Consider the following 15,817-nt stretch of genomic DNA (forward strand, 5'->3'; position numbering starts at 1 on the left):
TCAGACTTTCAAATGGAAATGAAAAACCTTTATATCGATGGCAAAGCGCAACCAGCAACGTCTGGTGAAAGCTTTGTGACCTATAACCCTGCAACGGGTGAACCGCTTGCAGAAGTCGCTCAAGCAAGCCAAAGCGACCTAGAGTTGGCAATTGAATCGGCTAAAAAAGGCTTTGCCGTATGGTCAGCCATGAGCCCAACTGAACGTAGCCGAATTTTGCTTAAAGCGGTGGCGATTCTTCGTCAGCGTAACGATGATCTGGCGGCACTTGAAGTGGCCGATACGGGCAAACCGCTGCAAGAAGCGATTGAAGTGGATATTGCGACTGGCGCTGACGTTATCGAGTATTTCGCAGGTCTTGCTCCTGCCCTGCAAGGTGAGCAGCAGCCGTTAAGTGAAAACCAGTTTTTCTATACTCGCCGCGAACCGTTAGGCATTTGTGCTGGAATTGGTGCATGGAATTACCCAATTCAAATTGCGATGTGGAAATCAGCACCAGCACTGGCGGCAGGCAACGTAATGATCTTTAAGCCTTCAGAAGAGACGCCATTAACCGCACTTAAGTTGGCTGAAATCTTTACCGAGGCTGGCTTACCTGACGGTGTGTTCAACGTGGTTCAAGGTGATCACCGTGTTGGACAAATGCTCACCGCGCATCCTGATATCGCAAAAGTCTCGTTTACTGGTGAATCTGGTACCGGCAAGTTGGTGATGGCCGATAGTGCAAAAACATTGAAGCAGGTGACGATGGAGCTTGGCGGTAAATCCCCAATGATTGTATTCGAAGACGCCAAGCTTGATGACGCAGTTTCAGCAGCCATGGTTGCGAACTTCTACACCCAAGGCGAAGTCTGCACCAATGGTACACGCGTGTTTGTTCATGAATCCCTCTACCCGCAGTTTATTGAACAGTTAAAAGTTCGAACTGAAAAGTTGATCGTTGGCGATCCGACGGATATGCAAACTCAAATCGGCGCACTGATCTCTAAAGAGCATTTAGGTAAGGTGCTAGCGGCAATCGAAAGCGCGAAACAGAGCGGAGCCACTCTGCTGACTGGCGGTTATCAAGTGACTGACAATGGCCTTGCGACGGGCAACTTTGTCGCTCCAACGGTATTTGTCGATTGTGATGACAACATGGCTCATGTTCAACAAGAGATCTTTGGTCCGGTTATGTCAGTGCTGACATTTAGCGATGAGCAAGATGTGATCGCTCGTGCCAACAATACCGATTATGGCCTAGCGGCGGGTATCTTTACCCAAAACCTAGCACGAGCTCATCGCGTGATACACCAGATGCAAGCAGGGATATGTTGGGTTAACACTTGGGGTGATTCGCCTGCAGAAATGCCGGTTGGTGGTTATAAGCATTCGGGGATTGGCCGAGAAAATGGTCCAGAAACTCTGCGCCATTACACCCAGACTAAAAGCGTGTTGATTGAGCTTGGCGACTACGCCAGCCCTTACGCCTAACTTAGATTCTACGGAGAGATAACATGCAACAACGCTACGATTATATTATCGTCGGCGCGGGTTCGGCCGGCTGTGTTCTGGCGGATCGTCTGACAGAAAGTGGTGAGCACCAAGTGCTGCTACTAGAGGCTGGTGGTACAGACAAGAGCATTTTTATCCAAATGCCAACGGCACTTTCCTATCCAATGAATACTGAAAAGTACGCGTGGCAATTTGAAACGGTTGAAGAGCAGGGGCTCGATGGCCGTCAACTGCATTGCCCTCGCGGAAAAGTATTAGGTGGCAGCTCGTCGATCAACGGCATGGTTTATGTTCGTGGTCACGCCTGTGATTTTGACCAATGGGAAGAGCAGGGGGCCAAGGGTTGGAACTACCAATCTTGTCTACCTTATTTCCGCCGCGCTGAAAGTTGGAGCGGTGGCGAAGATAGCTATCGTGGTGGCAACGGTCCTGTAGGGACGTGCGGTGGTAACGATATGCAGCGTAATCCGCTTTACCAAGCCTTCATTGATGCTGGCAAAGAAGCTGGCTATCCAGAAACCAAAGATTACAACGGTTATCAGCAAGAAGGCTTTGGCCCAATGCATATGACGGTTGATGGTGGCGTTCGGGCATCTACTTCTAACGCCTACTTAAGACGTGCTTTAAAGCGCAACAACCTAACGTTGATTAAAGGTGTCGTGGCACGAAAAGTGATGATCGAAGGCAACACTGCGGTCGGTGTTGAGTTTGAAAAATCAGGTCGGGTGACCAAAGCGTTTGCCAAGAAAGAAGTCGTGTCGAGCGCCGGCTCTGTCGGCTCCGTGCAACTGCTTCAGCTATCTGGTATTGGTCCAAAGCAGGTGCTTGCTGAAGCCGGTGTTGAATTGGTTCATGATTTACCGGGCGTTGGCCAAAACCTGCAAGACCATTTAGAGGTCTACTTCCAGTACCACTGTACTCAACCAATCACGCTTAATAGCAAGTTAGGTTTGGTGAGCAAAGGGCTGATTGGTACTGAGTGGATCTTAACTCGTAAGGGGTTAGGGGCGACCAATCACTTCGAGTCATGCGCCTTTATTCGTTCTCGCAAAGGACTTAAGTGGCCAAATATCCAATATCACTTTCTACCTGCGGCTATGCGTTATGACGGCCAAGCTGCTTTTGATGGTCATGGTTTCCAGGTTCATGTTGGTCCGAACAAGCCAGAAAGTCGTGGCTCAATAGAGATCACTTCTGCGAATCCAAACGATAAGCCACGCATTGAATTTAACTACATTTCTACTGAGCAAGACCGTCAAGATTGGCGTGATTGTATCCGTCTTACCCGTGAAATTTTGATGCAGCCAGCGATGGACAATTTCCGCGGTGAAGAGATTCAACCGGGTGTTAATGTGACGAGCGATGAAGCGATTGACCAATGGGTTAAGGAAAACGTGGAAAGTGCCTACCATCCATCATGTAGCTGCAAAATGGGCGCAGATGATGACCCAATGGCGGTGCTTGATGAAGCGTGTCGTGTGCGTGGGGTCGCAGGACTTCGTGTGGTGGATTCATCGATTTTCCCAACTATTCCTAACGGAAACCTCAATGCTCCAACCATCATGGTGGCAGAACGTGCCGCGGACATGATTCTTGGCAAGCCAAGTTTAGAAACCAACGAACAACCGGTTTGGATTGCTCCAGATTGGCAACAGAAACAGAGAAATACCGCTCCACGTAGAGAGCAGGGTTAACCCCCAAAAGTCAGTAACTATTACAAGGAAAACACCATGTCTATGATGACAAAAACTCTTTCGACCATCGCCCTAAGTAGCTTAGCGATGAACGCTTATGCCAACCAATGTGAAACTGTACGTTTTGCTGACGTAGGTTGGACGGATATTACCGCGACTACAGCGGTCACGTCTGAGCTACTAAAAGGCCTTGGCTACAAAACCAAAACAGATTTGCTGTCTGTACCAGTGACTTACTCGTCAATGGCGAACGGTGATATCGATATCTTCCTTGGCAACTGGATGCCAACTATGGAGGGAGATATCGCTAAATACCGTGAAGCTGGCAGTGTGGAAACGGTTCGTGCCAACCTTGAAGGGGCAAAATACACACTGGCTGTACCTAAGTATGTTTACGATGCAGGTGTGAAGAGCTTTGCGGATCTGGCTAAGAATGCCGATAAATTCAAAGATCGCATCTACGGCATTGAGCCGGGTAACGATGGCAACCGTCTAATCCAGTCAATGATCGACAGTGATGCATTTGGTTTGAAAGACTTCAGCCTAGTTGAGTCAAGTGAAGCTGGCATGGTGTCTCAGGTGTCACGTGCTGTGCGTCGTAATCAATGGATTGTGTACTTAGGTTGGGCACCGCACCCAATGAACAGCAACATTGAAATGGCATATCTTGATGGTGGCGACGACTTCTTTGGCCCGAATTACGGTGGTGCGAATGTCTACACCAACGTGCGTAAAGACTACCTAAATGAGTGTCAAAACGTGGGCAATCTGCTTAAAAACCTAGAGTTTAGTTTGGAAATGGAGAATGAACTGATGGAAGCGATCCTTAACCAAAATGTGAAGCCAGCAAAAGCGGCTCAGCAGTGGTTGAAAGCGAACCCTCAACAACTTGAAGCGTGGCTTAACGGTGTGAAGACACTGCAAGGTGAAGAAGCGCAAGGTGCCGTTACAAGCTACATCAATTCAAAAGCTTAATTAACGACACTTAGGGTGGGCACCTTGCCTGCCCTTTCTCACATGCTTAAATAATCATTACCACAAAAGGCTGTATTGTGAATTTTATTACTGACAACAAAATCCCACTGGGTCAATGGATGGAAGCGGGGGTTGATTGGCTAACCTTTAATGCCGCAGGTCTATTTGATGCGATTGCGATCTTCTTAGAGACGATCATACTTTTTGTTGTAGATATTTTTAAGTGGATGCCGCCAGCAATGCCGATCGTTATGACGGCTGTGATTGCTTGGTACTTACATCGTAGCATCCCACTTGTATTATTTGTTATTGGTGCATTGCTCACCATTTTAAATCTCGGCTACTGGCAAGAAATGCTAGAAACCTTTGTTCTGGTTTTTGCAGCGACAACGATTTCTGTATTAATTGGCGTACCTCTTGGGATTATGGCGGCGCATCGACCTTGGTTATACACCATCATGAGGCCGATTCTTGATTTGATGCAGACTGTCCCGACGTTTGTTTATCTTATCCCGACACTGGTTTTATTTGGTTTAGGCATTGTGCCGGGTCTGATTTCAACCATCATTTTTGCGATTGCCGCCCCGATTCGTTTGACTTACTTAGGTATAACCAAAGTGCCAGAAGAACTGGTTGAAGCGGGGAAAGCGTTTGGTGCGACACGTATGAAGTTGTTGTTCAAAGTTGAACTGCCAGCGGCAATGCCAAGCATTATGGCGGGTGTGACTCAGTGCATTATGTTGTCGCTTTCTATGGTGGTGATTGCCGCGCTAGTGGGCGCTGATGGTTTAGGTAAACCAGTGGTTCGTGCGTTGAATACCGTTAATATCTCGCAAGGCTTTGAAGCAGGACTTGCTATCGTTCTTGTGGCGATCATTCTTGATCGTCTATGTAAATCACCAAACCAGAAGGAAGCTTAATCATGGATGCGATTACTATTCGAAACCTAGATGTGGTGTTTGGTGATAAGCCGAAGTTAGCTTTAGACTTGCTCGACAATGGCAAAACTCGTCAAGAAATCATTGATGAAACAGCGCAAGTTGTTGGCGTTGATAATGTCTCCCTTACTGTCAAAGAAGGTGAAATTTGTGTTTTGATGGGCCTGTCGGGTTCGGGGAAATCCAGTCTGTTACGCGCTGTAAATGGCCTCAATGAGATTTCTCGTGGTGCGTTAGAGCTAAAAGATGGCGACGAGAAAGTCGACCTAGCCAACTGTGATGACGAAACCTTGCGCCGCTTGCGTACGCACCGTGTTTCTATGGTGTTTCAGAAGTTTGCCTTGATGCCGTGGTTAACAGTATTGGACAACGTTGCATTTGGCTTAGAGCTGCAAGGTATGGGTAAATCAGAACGTCAAAGCAAAGCACGTGAGCAGCTTGACATGGTGGGTCTGTCTGAGTGGGAATCAAAATTCCCCCATGAGTTATCGGGTGGTATGCAGCAGCGTGTTGGCCTCGCAAGAGCCTTTGCGATGGATACGGATATCTTATTGATGGATGAACCGTTTTCTGCGCTCGACCCGTTAATTCGTACCCAGCTACAAGATGAACTTATTATGTTGCAAGAGAAACTCAATAAGACCATTTTGTTTGTGAGCCACGATTTAGATGAAGCGCTTAAGATTGGTAACAACATTGCGATAATGGAATCTGGTCGACTTATTCAACATGGTAAGCCTGAAGAGATCATTCTTACGCCAGAAAATGATTATGTGCGTGATTTTGTTGCTCACACCAATCCTCTTAATGTCCTAAAAGGCCGCTCATTGATGCAGCCAGTTAGTGAACTCACTAAAGATCAAAGCCAGCTACAGGTATGTACCGCACAGCCAGTGTGGGTAGAGCAAACAAGTGATCAGCTTCGCTTGGTAGAAAGTGATGAGCTGGCATTGATTGAGTGGGATTGTGAAACCAGTCGAATTGAAGATGTTACGAGCTCAACCGTTGTCGTCGCCAGTCCTGATATTGGCATGCGACAAGCGATTGAACTGAAGCAACGTAGCGGACAGCCAATCTTATTGGTTGAAGATGGCAAGCTAGTGGGCGTTCTCAATGACAGCGAGTTCTATGATGCGCTGCTAGGTAACTATAACGCCCCTCAAGCGGCTTAGGATTGAGCTAGTTGATTAAAAAAGGCACCAGTTACTGGTGCCTTTTGTCGTTATAGCTGCGCAGTGATTTCCTCAATCTGCTGCTGCCACTCTTGCTGCATGGCAGGCTTTTGGTGTTTAGGTTTACGTTGCTTATCCGCTTCAAGCAAACCCTCCAATTCCAACAATCTTTCAAGCAGTTGTTCCTCTGACTCAGTCTCTACAGTTGGAGAAGCTGAGTTCGAAGCCGAACTCGTTGCAGAGGTTGAAGCTGCTGATTTTGGCGCTGAGTCGGAAATACGCGCGTATACCTCTTCAACAGAAAGATATTCGGTCAATACTCCATGTTCGATAAACCAGAACCGGTTACAGCTTTGCTCAATCAAACTACGATCATGACTCACCAGTAAAGTCGCGCCTTCAAACTCTTGCAGGGTTTGAATGAGCTCCTCTTTTCCTTCCATATCTAAATGGTTGGTTGGCTCATCAAGAAACAACATGTGATAGCGAGCGAGAGTTAAGCCAACAAACAGCAATCGCGCACGCTCTCCGCCGCTCAAGCAAGTCACTTGTTGACCGTGTCTTGCGTATTCAAAGCCAGCGCCAATCAGCGAACGTTTGGCAAGCTCACTACTAATGTCTGCAAAAGATTGCAACGCGTCGCTGAGCGTTTGGTTATCGTCTAGCTGTTCAAGTGATTGGTCGTAATAGCCTAATCGACAGCGGTCATGGAAGGTAACCGACGTTGAGTCAGGTAAACTGCCGCCATCTTTGCTTCGGTAGTGTTGATAGAGTAAGTTGAGTAGCGTCGATTTACCGCAACCATTGCTGCCAAGAATCGCGATTCTGTCGCCACTTTTGACGCGCGTTTCCACCATATCAAACAAATGAAAAGTGCTATCCGGTGGTGTGACAGAAAAAGGCATAGCTTCCAACAATCTGTTGGCCGGTAGTGGTTCACCTTTTAGTTGCAGTGCCCAAGGCGTGCCGTCAGTTAGCTCGGTTTGCTGCTCTTCTAAGCGTTCTTTGCGGGCAAACATCGTCTTTGCTTTACGAGCTAAATCTTCGTTGTCATAGACCTTACCCCATGTGGCTAGTCGCTTGGCGCTTTTCTCGATTCGGTCGATCTCTTTTTGCTCACTCGCGTGGCGTAATCGATCGGTTTCATCTTTCTCATCTAATGCTTGTCTTGCTTGTGAACAAGGTAGAGAGAAGTGATGAAGCGTTTGATCACGTATGATCCAAGTGGTGTTAGTGACTCGATCTAACAAGGTTTGATCGTGAGACACCAATACAAATGAGCCTTTCCAGTTTGAAAGGAATTGCTCAAGCCAAAGTAGCGAAGGCAAGTCTAAGTGGTTGCTTGGTTCATCAAGTAGCAATAAGTCAGGTTGATGGATAATCGCTCGCGCAAGCAAAAGACGCATTTGCTGACCACCACTGCAGTTCTCTACTGGCATCTCACGCTCACGCATCGAAAAGCCAAGCTCATCTAGCAAGAGTTCTGCTCGCCAAATCTCATCACCTGATATGAACTCAGATAACGCAGACAAAACCGAATGGGAGTTGAGATCCTCAGGCAAATGTTGCTCTACATAGCGCATTAAACAGGTATTGGCTTTAGCTATGTTGCCACTGCTTGGTTCGAATTGGCCTGAAAGGATTTTAAGTAAGGAGCTTTTACCGCAACCGTTATGACCGATCAGTCCAATTTTATCACCACGTTGGACGGTGAAAGTGACATCGCTGAAAAGAGGTTGAGTTGTGTAGTTTAGGGTGACTGTTTGTGCAGTTAAAAAAGTACTCATAATGTTCTCAAGAATTTTGGGCGTAAAAAGCCGTTGTCAGAGCTGACAATAATTCTTCGAGCTTGAGGGAAGGTACTCGGGTGACGGGTTTCGTCGAAAGGTAATTATTCGCTCAAGTCGAGATTATCGCAGCGCGAAATCTGAAACTCTTGAGCGGTCCTTCATGCCATAAAAGCGTGGGTTGATTGAACACCACAAAGACATAAATTCCTCCTTAAGTTAGTTGTAAAGTGCGGACACTTTGATTGATGTGTGACGTAGATTCTAACTTGTCATCGAGCAATGTGTAGGCTGGTGGTTAAAAAGTGTCTTATTGATCTCGTTGCTGAGACAGAGAACACACGACAAAAAGAAAAGGCATCGCCGAAACGATGCCTTAGTAAGCGTTGAATTAAGGAGTAAGGATAAGTTACCCTTCCCCATCATTGAGCAAAGCATCAAAGCGTGGATTGCCGTGCATACCTTCTAAGTCAGGTTCGGTATCAATCAAGTCTCTGATTGATGGGCTAGCATCAATCGCACGAGTAAGGTCTTCAATCGCTTGTTCTTCAATGCCAAGGCGAGAGTAGGCGCAAGCACGTTGGTAGAGTGCTGGACCATTGGTGTTATCAAGTTCTAACACGCGATTACATAAGCTTAAAGCCCAGTTGTACTCTTTGATTTCCATCGCTGCATCGGCTTTGTATGTTAAGGCTTCAAGGTCACCCGGACGCAAGGTTAAGATTTCATCGTACACATCGATACGCTGCTCAGCAGTTGGCATACTTTGCGCACGAAGCCATAGGTTATGGATCTCGTTAATCTTCTCAATTTCTTTGTTGTTTTCACTGATGATGCGTGTTTTACGTTTTAAGTCTCGCTCCAAGGCGCCGAATTTTTCCTGATATTCATCTGCAATCGCTTCAAGGCGCTTGTCCGCCATCTCTTTGGTATTAGCTTTAAACTCACGCAGAGACTGCCAGCCTACAAAAGCGATCATTGAAGCGACACCAGCAATTATGTAGAAGAAGTAAGTCACGGTCACATTGGCGTAGTTCAATGACTTGTCCGCAACACTCAATTCGCGGTCAGTGATTTGGATCGTCAATTTACGTTCTAAATCTTGTTGTTCCTGACGTAACGATTTTAACTCATCAAGGATGTATCGCTCCATTAGCGGGCGATCGAGTAAGTCAGAGTCTGAGTATTTGGTCTGTTCTGCATAGACAGGTTGTAGGCAAGTGAAATAGCCGATCAATAAGGCAAGAACTACAGGCATGAGCACATCCATTTAACGCGTTGTTTTCTTAGAATTTAACCTTAGCCGTAAAATCGAAATCAACCAATGGTTATTTTACTAAGAATGGTGTTTTTTTGGTTAGGGGATGGATGAAAGGCAACGCATAATACGATGCCTTTTTTGGTGCGAGTTTTCCGTACTATTCTCAGAACTTGGCCATAAATGATTTAGTCAGCGGTAGGCGGAAATCCTTACCCATCATTTCGTAGACATTGAACTTCACGGTGTTCCAGTTTTCTTCAAAGTTGTATTCGAACACGCTGTCACCGGTATCTAAGCTTTGTGTCATGGTCCATTCCGTTGCGTAACCAGACATGCCATTGCCAAAGTCTTTGTACGGAGCATCCGCTGGTACTCGGTAAGGTACAGTGGAAAGCTTCATCATACCGTTAGTTGTGCTGGTTGGCTCCGTTAGCTTACTCATAAAGTAGCTTGCGTGAATGAAGCGACTGTGTGAGTTTCCGTTACCAATTGAACCGTAGTCTGTATCGCGACTCGCATTCTCCCAAGTCGGTTGAACCTTCTTACGCATTTCTATGTGCTCTTTCATTGATGGGTCGTTGGTCATCACCATCGCCTCTTCGCCGCGATAGGTATTTAAGCCTTCTTTATCCATCTCAATGACAAGGCGATCACCACTTTTATCGGTTATAGACCAGTGCAGTTTGATTTCCACTGGCATGCCATCCATGTGAACAGATGCGTAATCCAGTTTTGGTAAGGCTTTAACGACTTCATCGACGTTTGCGTAGTTGGCTAGAAGGTATTCAGCAATAGTAAATTGCGTTACTTCTGAGCCGCTTTGCGCTTCTTCCATGATCATATCCGGGTAGAACAATGCATTGACCTGCATGCCTTCGCTGTTAACACCATCGGCAACTAACTCACCATAAGCGAGTACAGCAACCATGTCGTATTTCACTGTGTAGGTATTCCCTAGACCATTGCCTTGTAGTGATCGATTTTCGCCTTGGTTGATTGTGGCCAGTACTGGCGAGGTCGACTCCATCCAATCCATCGTTCTAGAAGTGAAAGTGCCCAAGTCGGTATTCCATGCGACTGAGGTACAGGCGTGTGCTACGCCTGCGGTAAGAGTGCCAGCAAGTAGAGCTAGGGTGATTGCTTTCAATTTCATAGTAACTCCGATTCATGTTTAAGAACGATTTGAAGTGTATGGTGGAAAGCAAAAGTATCTAAATCACATTGTGAGCATTTAGTCCTCGCTTTGGGTGGTGTGGGCGTGACTATGCTCTTTAAACAGTCGAATCATTTCTCGGGTAACGGGTCCAGCTAACCGGTTGTGTTGCCAAAGGTTGATAGGAAACTGAAGCACGGCATGGAGTTCATCTATCTCAATGGTTTGTAATTGTTGGTTTGCCAAAAGATCCTCTACGCAATGGGTTGGGACGATCGCCCAGCCATCGCCTGCGACTAAGAGATTTTTGAGCACATTCACACTTTCAATTTGTTGGGCGAGATTGGAGATCGTTAGCGTTTGGGCGATGCCGGTATGATGAAAATCTGCCATTAGAAGCTGCCTCGCACGTTTAAGTGAAGTGAGGTCAACGATCTGATGTTGCTTGATAAATTCGCTGGTGGCACAGGTAACAAAGGGAAGGTTAAGTAGATAAGTATAGTTGAACGCAGTGGTGGCATTCCCCGTTGGAACTAGCATGACGGCAAGGTCTGCGGCGTCTTGTTCAAATAGGTTTTTGGTTTCGTGATTGTTTTTGTGAAGCCAGTTCACTTTAACTAACGGGAATTTTTTACGAATCCCAATCATCACATCCTGAATCAGCTTTCCTGGTACCAACTCGCTATGGCAGACCGTGATTTGGCTCTCGTTACCTTGTTCGGTGCTCTGGCAAAGACGCTCAAAAGACTTCGTCGTTTCAGCGAGGTTCTTTGCATGTTGATACAGGGCTAAACCTTCTTCGGTTAATTGTGGGTAGCGAGTGGAACGATCAAATAAGGTAATGTTGATTTCGATTTCAAGATTAGAAATGACCTGCCCAAGCGTAGTGCGGTGTTTATTCAGTTGTTTTGCTGCCGCACTAAAAGAGCCACATTCGGCAACAGCGACGAAAGAATTTATCTGCTCATAACTGATGTTCATGATGACTTGATCCTACAAAAAACTTTATTCAAACCTAATGCAAGTCTTGAGTAGAGTCTAGGTCGAGAAGCGTAAGTTGTGAGGAGTTTACTTATCACTTTATACATCCACTTGTTCATTAATGGGGGCTTTTTCTAGCGCTTGTAATGTCAGCTCCTCCTCACCGCTCACCCCTGTCTCAAGCATTTAAGGGGGAGGTAATGTGCTTCATGGTCGGTAAAGTAACCAGTATTGAAGTTACTCAGCAGGGAGCATGTTATGAATCAACGTCAATTACAGCAGCAAGAGTTTGAGCAAAGTGAACAAAACTTAATTGTCGGCATCGAGTTACAATGCCCTTTGTCGCCAGAACAATTAGCGATGACAACAGCGGACTCTGAATATGTGATTGAAACCTTCGAAAGCGGCTTAACCGCCCAGGTATTTCATATTCGTATCGATGGACGAGATTACACATTAAAGAAAAAGCGGCCACAGGCCAAAGTACAAAACCTTGATGGTCAGTACTCGTTTCTCAATGAGGTTCAGCGCCGCTTCGACTTTCAAACGCAAAAAAACAACCCAAACTCAGCGACCGCTTTTCAGCACATTGTTGAAACCATTTATGCTGATTATCGTCTAGGAATCATTGTTTCTGAGTGGATTGAAGGTACGCCAATTGAAGATCTTACAGATGACTTACTGACGCAGCTCTTCTCTACATTACTTGCTTGTGAGTGTATGGGATTATTTGAATGGGATCTGTGTGCCGGCAATCTGCTCGTCGATGGCGAAGGCCAACTCAAGCTGTTCGACTTTGGTTATATGTATCGATTTGATCCGCTAACCGAGTTCAACAGCAATGGCTTAAATGATCCCCTGTTTGATACCTGCGAGCGATTTGAAACTCGTTTTCTTTCTGGCTGGTTATTGGAGGCGGGTTACTCGCAGAGGGAGTCTTTGCAGATCTTCAAGACCGTTAAACAGCGTGCCCTCAAAATGCTGGAACGCAAACGTGAATGGCTAACCGCGAATCAAGCTAAATCAGAAGTGATCTCGCGAGTACAAGCATCAATAGAAAAGGTGCAAGCCGCACTAGGCTCAGATGCCAAGTTAGAACATTTATTTACCCTTGAGATGTTCCGCTCTCACGTATTGGATATTGAAGATGACCTTGAGGGTAAGAGCTGTACGTCGACGACCATCAAACGTGTGCAGTTCGTTTTGGCAATGTTAGAGCGACACTATGATTTGCTGCGAGAAGGAGGCGCGTTGTTCTATCAAAATCAAGGCAAGAGCCAAACGGAGTTAGTTGATAGCTACCAAGAGAAATGTCAGTTGGTTGAGCGATACCAGTTGTAAATCCGAAGATAGCAACAAGCACACCATACAGTGTGCTTGTGTGATTGGTTATAAGCGAGCAATGTTATTTTGCTTGTTGCATTTCTACTAATCCACCTGCGTTATGCAGATTAGTAAATCCCTGAGCGGTTAAATACTGAAAAGCTTTGCCAGAGCGATTACCGCTGCGGCAGTAGAGAACGATCTGTGCGTTTTTATCTATGTTGGCAAAATGCTTATCTAACTCAGAAAGAGGGTAGTTTTTCGCGTTATCTAAATGGCCATCGGCGAATTCTTGTGGCGTTCGCACATCGACAATCAGTGCGCCTTGCTCAATCCACTCCCAACCTATATCTGCTCGCTCTGTTGCGAAAACGGGCGAAGCAACAAGCGTTGCTGAAGTGAGAAATATTGCCAGCCATTTTTTCATGATCAGTTTCCTTATTCGTTGTCGCATAAGCATAACGCGTTAGTACACAGTTACTGAGATAGGCTTCACATTGCCTTGTCGTAGTTTAGATACTCGATACATAAATCATGAAAGGCTTGAGCCTGCGGTGAGATGGTTCGATCGCTCAAGGTGAAAATACCTATCTGCCTTTCTAATGGTGGATCGATCAATGGTATCCAAACCAAGCGGGTTTCATTGGTAGGAAAGGCAAGTTTAGGTAGAGTTGTTACGCCGATCCCCAGCTCCAACACAGAGAAGAGTGACGTAATATTTTCTACCGAATATAGAGCTTGTTCACTGAGTGCTCGGGCGGGAGTGGGGTCTAGCAGTGTACAAGTGCCATTGCGAATAAAAGGCTGTTCAAGCAATGTTTGCCACTCTATTCCTTCTGGATGCTCGGCAATTGGGTTGTCTTTGAGGCAAACCACGCCAATAGGATCTGAGAGAAGCGAGGTGAAATTTATTCCGCCCTCATCAAGATGCGATGGGTTACCCAACGCCAAGTCGACTTCACCAGATAGTAGTCGTTCCTCAACGCCAGCGGCATTATCATCAATCAGACTCACTTCTACATCTGGGTATTGTTCGCTAAATGCACCAAGTACACTAGGGATAAGCTTGGCAGCCACCGAGGGTACACTCGCGATTCTTACACGTCCCTGTTGCCCGGCAGCGGCAGCTCTTAAATCGTTGTCGAGTGCATGATAGATATTGAGGAACTGGATGATCTTCGGCAGGCATATCTCACCAAATGGGGTCAGCTTTGCTTTGTTACCTGTCTCAAACAGCGGTTGTCCGAGTATTTTTTCCAGCTCTTTGATTGATGTCGATAATGCAGCTTGAGAGCGATTCGCTCTGTGTGAAGCTGCTCGAAAACCGCCTTCTTCTACCACCATCACAAAATGCATTAATTGTTGAAGCTTGATACTCATCTGACCACCTTATCAATCCCTTTGTTTGTCTGATGTTATTTTCCTTGATAAATAAAACTTATCAAATGTAAAAAATTTACCGTTAGATTTATCAAGTGTCAATGTGCATGATTTAACCATCTCGAAACAAAGTCGTTACAAAGGTTGAAAGGCACGTGAATACTCAAACGAAAAAACACCCAGTAAAAACCGCTTTATTTGCTTCCAAAGCACCTCTGGAATGGGCCGTTGTTGGCAATGGCACTTTGTACACCGCGCAAATCCCAATCGATGAGACGGGTGCCGTGGTAGAAGGCGGTATTGAAGCGCAGACACGACAAACCTTTAACAACCTAGTACACACCTTAGAGTGCGCGGGTGAGTCTCTTGATTCAGTACTGCAAGTGCTGATTTATGTCACCGATCGTGAATATCTGAAAACAGTAAACGAAGTGTATGCCGAGTATTTTGAAGCGCCATATCCAAACCGCGCAGCTATGGTTGTCGCGGGTCTAGCGCGTGAGGAGATGTTGGTCGAGTTTGTGGTTTACGCCTCAGCAAGCCAACCAGAGTAATAACAACTAACGATAAGAATCGCAGCTGATTGATGGTGTCAGTCAGAACAGAACAAGGAAAGAGCAATGACTTTTATAAATAACGTTCAAGCAGAAAAGGCCCTTTATATCGGTGGTGAGTGGCAAGCGGGTGTCGATACCATCGCTAACATCAACCCATCGGATATCAGCGAAAATCTGGGTAATTTTGCCCAGGCAAGCCAGTCTCAGGTAGAGCAAGCGATTCAAGCGGCTAAGCAAGCGCAGCCAGAGTGGGAAAAGACCCCAATCGAGCGCAAGCAAGCGGTACTGCAAGCAATTGGTGATGAGCTGATTGCCCGTTGTGATGAGCTTGGTACGCTGCTGTCGCGTGAAGAAGGTAAGCCTTTTGCTGAAGGTCGCGGTGAGATTTACCGTGCAGGTCAGTTCTTTCAATATTTTGCAGCAGAGGTGCTACGTCAAATTGGTGATAACGCAGCGTCTGTCCGTCCAGGAGTCTCCGTTGAAGTGACTCGCGAAGCTGTTGGCGTTATCGCCATTATTTCTCCTTGGAACTTCCCGACAGCCACCGCTGCGTGGAAGATCGCTCCAGCATTGGCATTTGGCAACAGTGTTGTCTGGAAGCCAGCCAATCTAACGCCAGCCAGTGCGGTAGCGCTAACAGAGATCATTCATCGTCAAGGTCTGCCAGCAGGTACGTTCAACCTAGTACTGGGTAGTGGCTCTCAGGTCGGTAACACCCTAATCAATTCAAAACAGGTTAATGGTGTCAGCTTCACTGGTTCGGTTGATACAGGTCGTAAAGTGGCGGCGGCAACCGCGCCTAACTTTGTCCGTTGCCAGTTAGAAATGGGCAGTAAGAACGCGCTGGTGGTTGCTGATGATGCGGATATCCAAATTGCGGTTGAAGCAACCATTGCGGGTTCGTTTTCTGGTGCAGGTCAGAAATGTACCGCTTCTTCTCGTTTAGTGGTGATGGATGGCATTCACGATGCCTACGTCGAAGCGCTGATCAAACGTATGAGTGAACTCAAAGTGGGTCATGCACTGGAAGAGGGTATCTTCATGGGCCCAGTGGTGGACGGTAATCAGCTAGATGCCAACTTTGAATGGATTGAGAAAGCTC

At 46.4% G+C, this 15,817-nt stretch carries 14 protein-coding genes; 8 read left to right on the forward strand and 6 right to left on the reverse strand.

Annotation, left to right across the window (positions count from 1 at the left end):
- Window positions 1-12 precede the first annotated feature (12 nt).
- The 5 genes from betB (at window position 13) to choV (ending at window position 6,273) form a co-directional block, all read left to right on the forward strand.
- Window positions 13-1,473: a betaine-aldehyde dehydrogenase gene (gene betB / locus VIA_RS10525; RefSeq protein WP_004412974.1), complete on the forward strand. Its 1,461-nt coding sequence runs from the start codon at window positions 13-15 to the stop codon at window positions 1,471-1,473.
- Between the two features lie 23 nt (window positions 1,474-1,496).
- Window positions 1,497-3,188 (forward strand): choline dehydrogenase, encoded by a 1,692-nt coding sequence (gene betA / locus VIA_RS10530; protein ID WP_004412975.1) that lies wholly within the window; start codon window positions 1,497-1,499, stop codon window positions 3,186-3,188.
- Between the two features lie 36 nt (window positions 3,189-3,224).
- Window positions 3,225-4,163: a choline ABC transporter substrate-binding protein gene (locus VIA_RS10535; RefSeq protein WP_004412976.1), complete on the forward strand. Its 939-nt coding sequence runs from the start codon at window positions 3,225-3,227 to the stop codon at window positions 4,161-4,163.
- Window positions 4,164-4,240: 77 nt separating this feature from the next.
- The gene (gene choW, locus VIA_RS10540) at window positions 4,241-5,083 is read left to right on the forward strand and encodes a choline ABC transporter permease subunit (protein WP_004412977.1); all 843 of its coding nucleotides are present in this window, start codon (window positions 4,241-4,243) and stop codon (window positions 5,081-5,083) included.
- Window positions 5,084-5,085: 2 nt separating this feature from the next.
- Window positions 5,086-6,273 (forward strand): choline ABC transporter ATP-binding protein, encoded by a 1,188-nt coding sequence (gene choV / locus VIA_RS10545; protein WP_004412978.1) that lies wholly within the window; start codon window positions 5,086-5,088, stop codon window positions 6,271-6,273.
- 50 nt (window positions 6,274-6,323) lie between these two features.
- On the opposite strand, the gene VIA_RS10550 is transcribed toward choV, so the two are convergent.
- The 4 genes from VIA_RS10550 to VIA_RS10565 all read right to left on the reverse strand — a co-directional run bounded on the left by VIA_RS10550 (window position 6,324) and on the right by VIA_RS10565 (window position 11,455).
- Complete coding sequence (locus VIA_RS10550; RefSeq protein WP_004412979.1) at window positions 6,324-8,060, reverse strand: ABC-F family ATP-binding cassette domain-containing protein; 1,737 nt, start codon at window positions 8,058-8,060, stop codon at window positions 6,324-6,326.
- A gap of 409 nt (window positions 8,061-8,469) precedes the next feature.
- Window positions 8,470-9,318 carry a tetratricopeptide repeat protein gene (locus VIA_RS10555; RefSeq protein ID WP_004412980.1) on the reverse strand — a complete coding sequence of 283 codons (849 nt, stop codon included), beginning with the start codon at window positions 9,316-9,318 and terminating at the stop codon, window positions 8,470-8,472.
- A 166-nt stretch (window positions 9,319-9,484) separates the two neighbouring features.
- A complete protein-coding gene (locus VIA_RS10560) occupies window positions 9,485-10,474 on the reverse strand; it encodes a linear amide C-N hydrolase (protein ID WP_004412981.1) in 990 nt (329 codons plus the stop codon).
- A gap of 78 nt (window positions 10,475-10,552) precedes the next feature.
- Window positions 10,553-11,455: a LysR family transcriptional regulator gene (locus tag VIA_RS10565; protein ID WP_004412982.1), complete on the reverse strand. Its 903-nt coding sequence runs from the start codon at window positions 11,453-11,455 to the stop codon at window positions 10,553-10,555.
- Between the two features lie 258 nt (window positions 11,456-11,713).
- Between VIA_RS10565 and VIA_RS10570 the strand changes: the two genes are divergently transcribed.
- Complete coding sequence (locus VIA_RS10570; RefSeq protein WP_004412983.1) at window positions 11,714-12,796, forward strand: AarF/UbiB family protein; 1,083 nt, start codon at window positions 11,714-11,716, stop codon at window positions 12,794-12,796.
- A gap of 64 nt (window positions 12,797-12,860) precedes the next feature.
- Here the strand turns inward: VIA_RS10570 and VIA_RS10575 are convergent, their stop codons facing one another.
- Together VIA_RS10575 and VIA_RS10580 are read right to left on the reverse strand one after the other, a co-directional pair.
- A complete protein-coding gene (locus VIA_RS10575; protein ID WP_004412984.1) occupies window positions 12,861-13,205 on the reverse strand; it encodes a rhodanese-like domain-containing protein in 345 nt (114 codons plus the stop codon).
- 65 nt (window positions 13,206-13,270) lie between these two features.
- Entirely contained in the window at window positions 13,271-14,158 is an 888-nt protein-coding gene (locus VIA_RS10580) for a LysR family transcriptional regulator (RefSeq protein WP_004412985.1), read from the reverse strand.
- Window positions 14,159-14,313: 155 nt separating this feature from the next.
- Between VIA_RS10580 and VIA_RS10585 the strand changes: the two genes are divergently transcribed.
- Complete coding sequence (locus tag VIA_RS10585) at window positions 14,314-14,712, forward strand: RidA family protein (RefSeq protein ID WP_004412986.1); 399 nt, start codon at window positions 14,314-14,316, stop codon at window positions 14,710-14,712.
- Window positions 14,713-14,778: 66 nt separating this feature from the next.
- A partial coding sequence (locus VIA_RS10590) for an aldehyde dehydrogenase family protein (protein WP_040896808.1) occupies window positions 14,779-15,817 on the forward strand: 1,039 nt, incomplete at its 3' end.

This window comes from Vibrio orientalis CIP 102891 = ATCC 33934 (assembly GCF_000176235.1).
GTDB lineage: Bacteria > Pseudomonadota > Gammaproteobacteria > Enterobacterales > Vibrionaceae > Vibrio > Vibrio orientalis.

What these genes read in the sequence shown, in the direction of transcription:
- VIA_RS10580 (WP_004412985.1), bottom strand. Translation starts at nt 14,158, where the DNA reads ATGAGTATCAAGCTTCAACAATTAATGCATTTTGTGATGGTGGTAGAA.
- VIA_RS10535 (WP_004412976.1), top strand. Translation starts at nt 3,225, where the DNA reads ATGTCTATGATGACAAAAACTCTTTCGACCATCGCCCTAAGTAGCTTA.
- VIA_RS10575 (WP_004412984.1), bottom strand. Translation starts at nt 13,205, where the DNA reads ATGAAAAAATGGCTGGCAATATTTCTCACTTCAGCAACGCTTGTTGCT.
- VIA_RS10565 (WP_004412982.1), bottom strand. Translation starts at nt 11,455, where the DNA reads ATGAACATCAGTTATGAGCAGATAAATTCTTTCGTCGCTGTTGCCGAA.
- betB (WP_004412974.1), top strand. Translation starts at nt 13, where the DNA reads ATGGAAATGAAAAACCTTTATATCGATGGCAAAGCGCAACCAGCAACG.
- VIA_RS10550 (WP_004412979.1), bottom strand. Translation starts at nt 8,060, where the DNA reads ATGAGTACTTTTTTAACTGCACAAACAGTCACCCTAAACTACACAACT.
- betA (WP_004412975.1), top strand. Translation starts at nt 1,497, where the DNA reads ATGCAACAACGCTACGATTATATTATCGTCGGCGCGGGTTCGGCCGGC.
- VIA_RS10555 (WP_004412980.1), bottom strand. Translation starts at nt 9,318, where the DNA reads ATGCCTGTAGTTCTTGCCTTATTGATCGGCTATTTCACTTGCCTACAA.
- choV (WP_004412978.1), top strand. Translation starts at nt 5,086, where the DNA reads ATGGATGCGATTACTATTCGAAACCTAGATGTGGTGTTTGGTGATAAG.
- VIA_RS10570 (WP_004412983.1), top strand. Translation starts at nt 11,714, where the DNA reads ATGAATCAACGTCAATTACAGCAGCAAGAGTTTGAGCAAAGTGAACAA.
- VIA_RS10560 (WP_004412981.1), bottom strand. Translation starts at nt 10,474, where the DNA reads ATGAAATTGAAAGCAATCACCCTAGCTCTACTTGCTGGCACTCTTACC.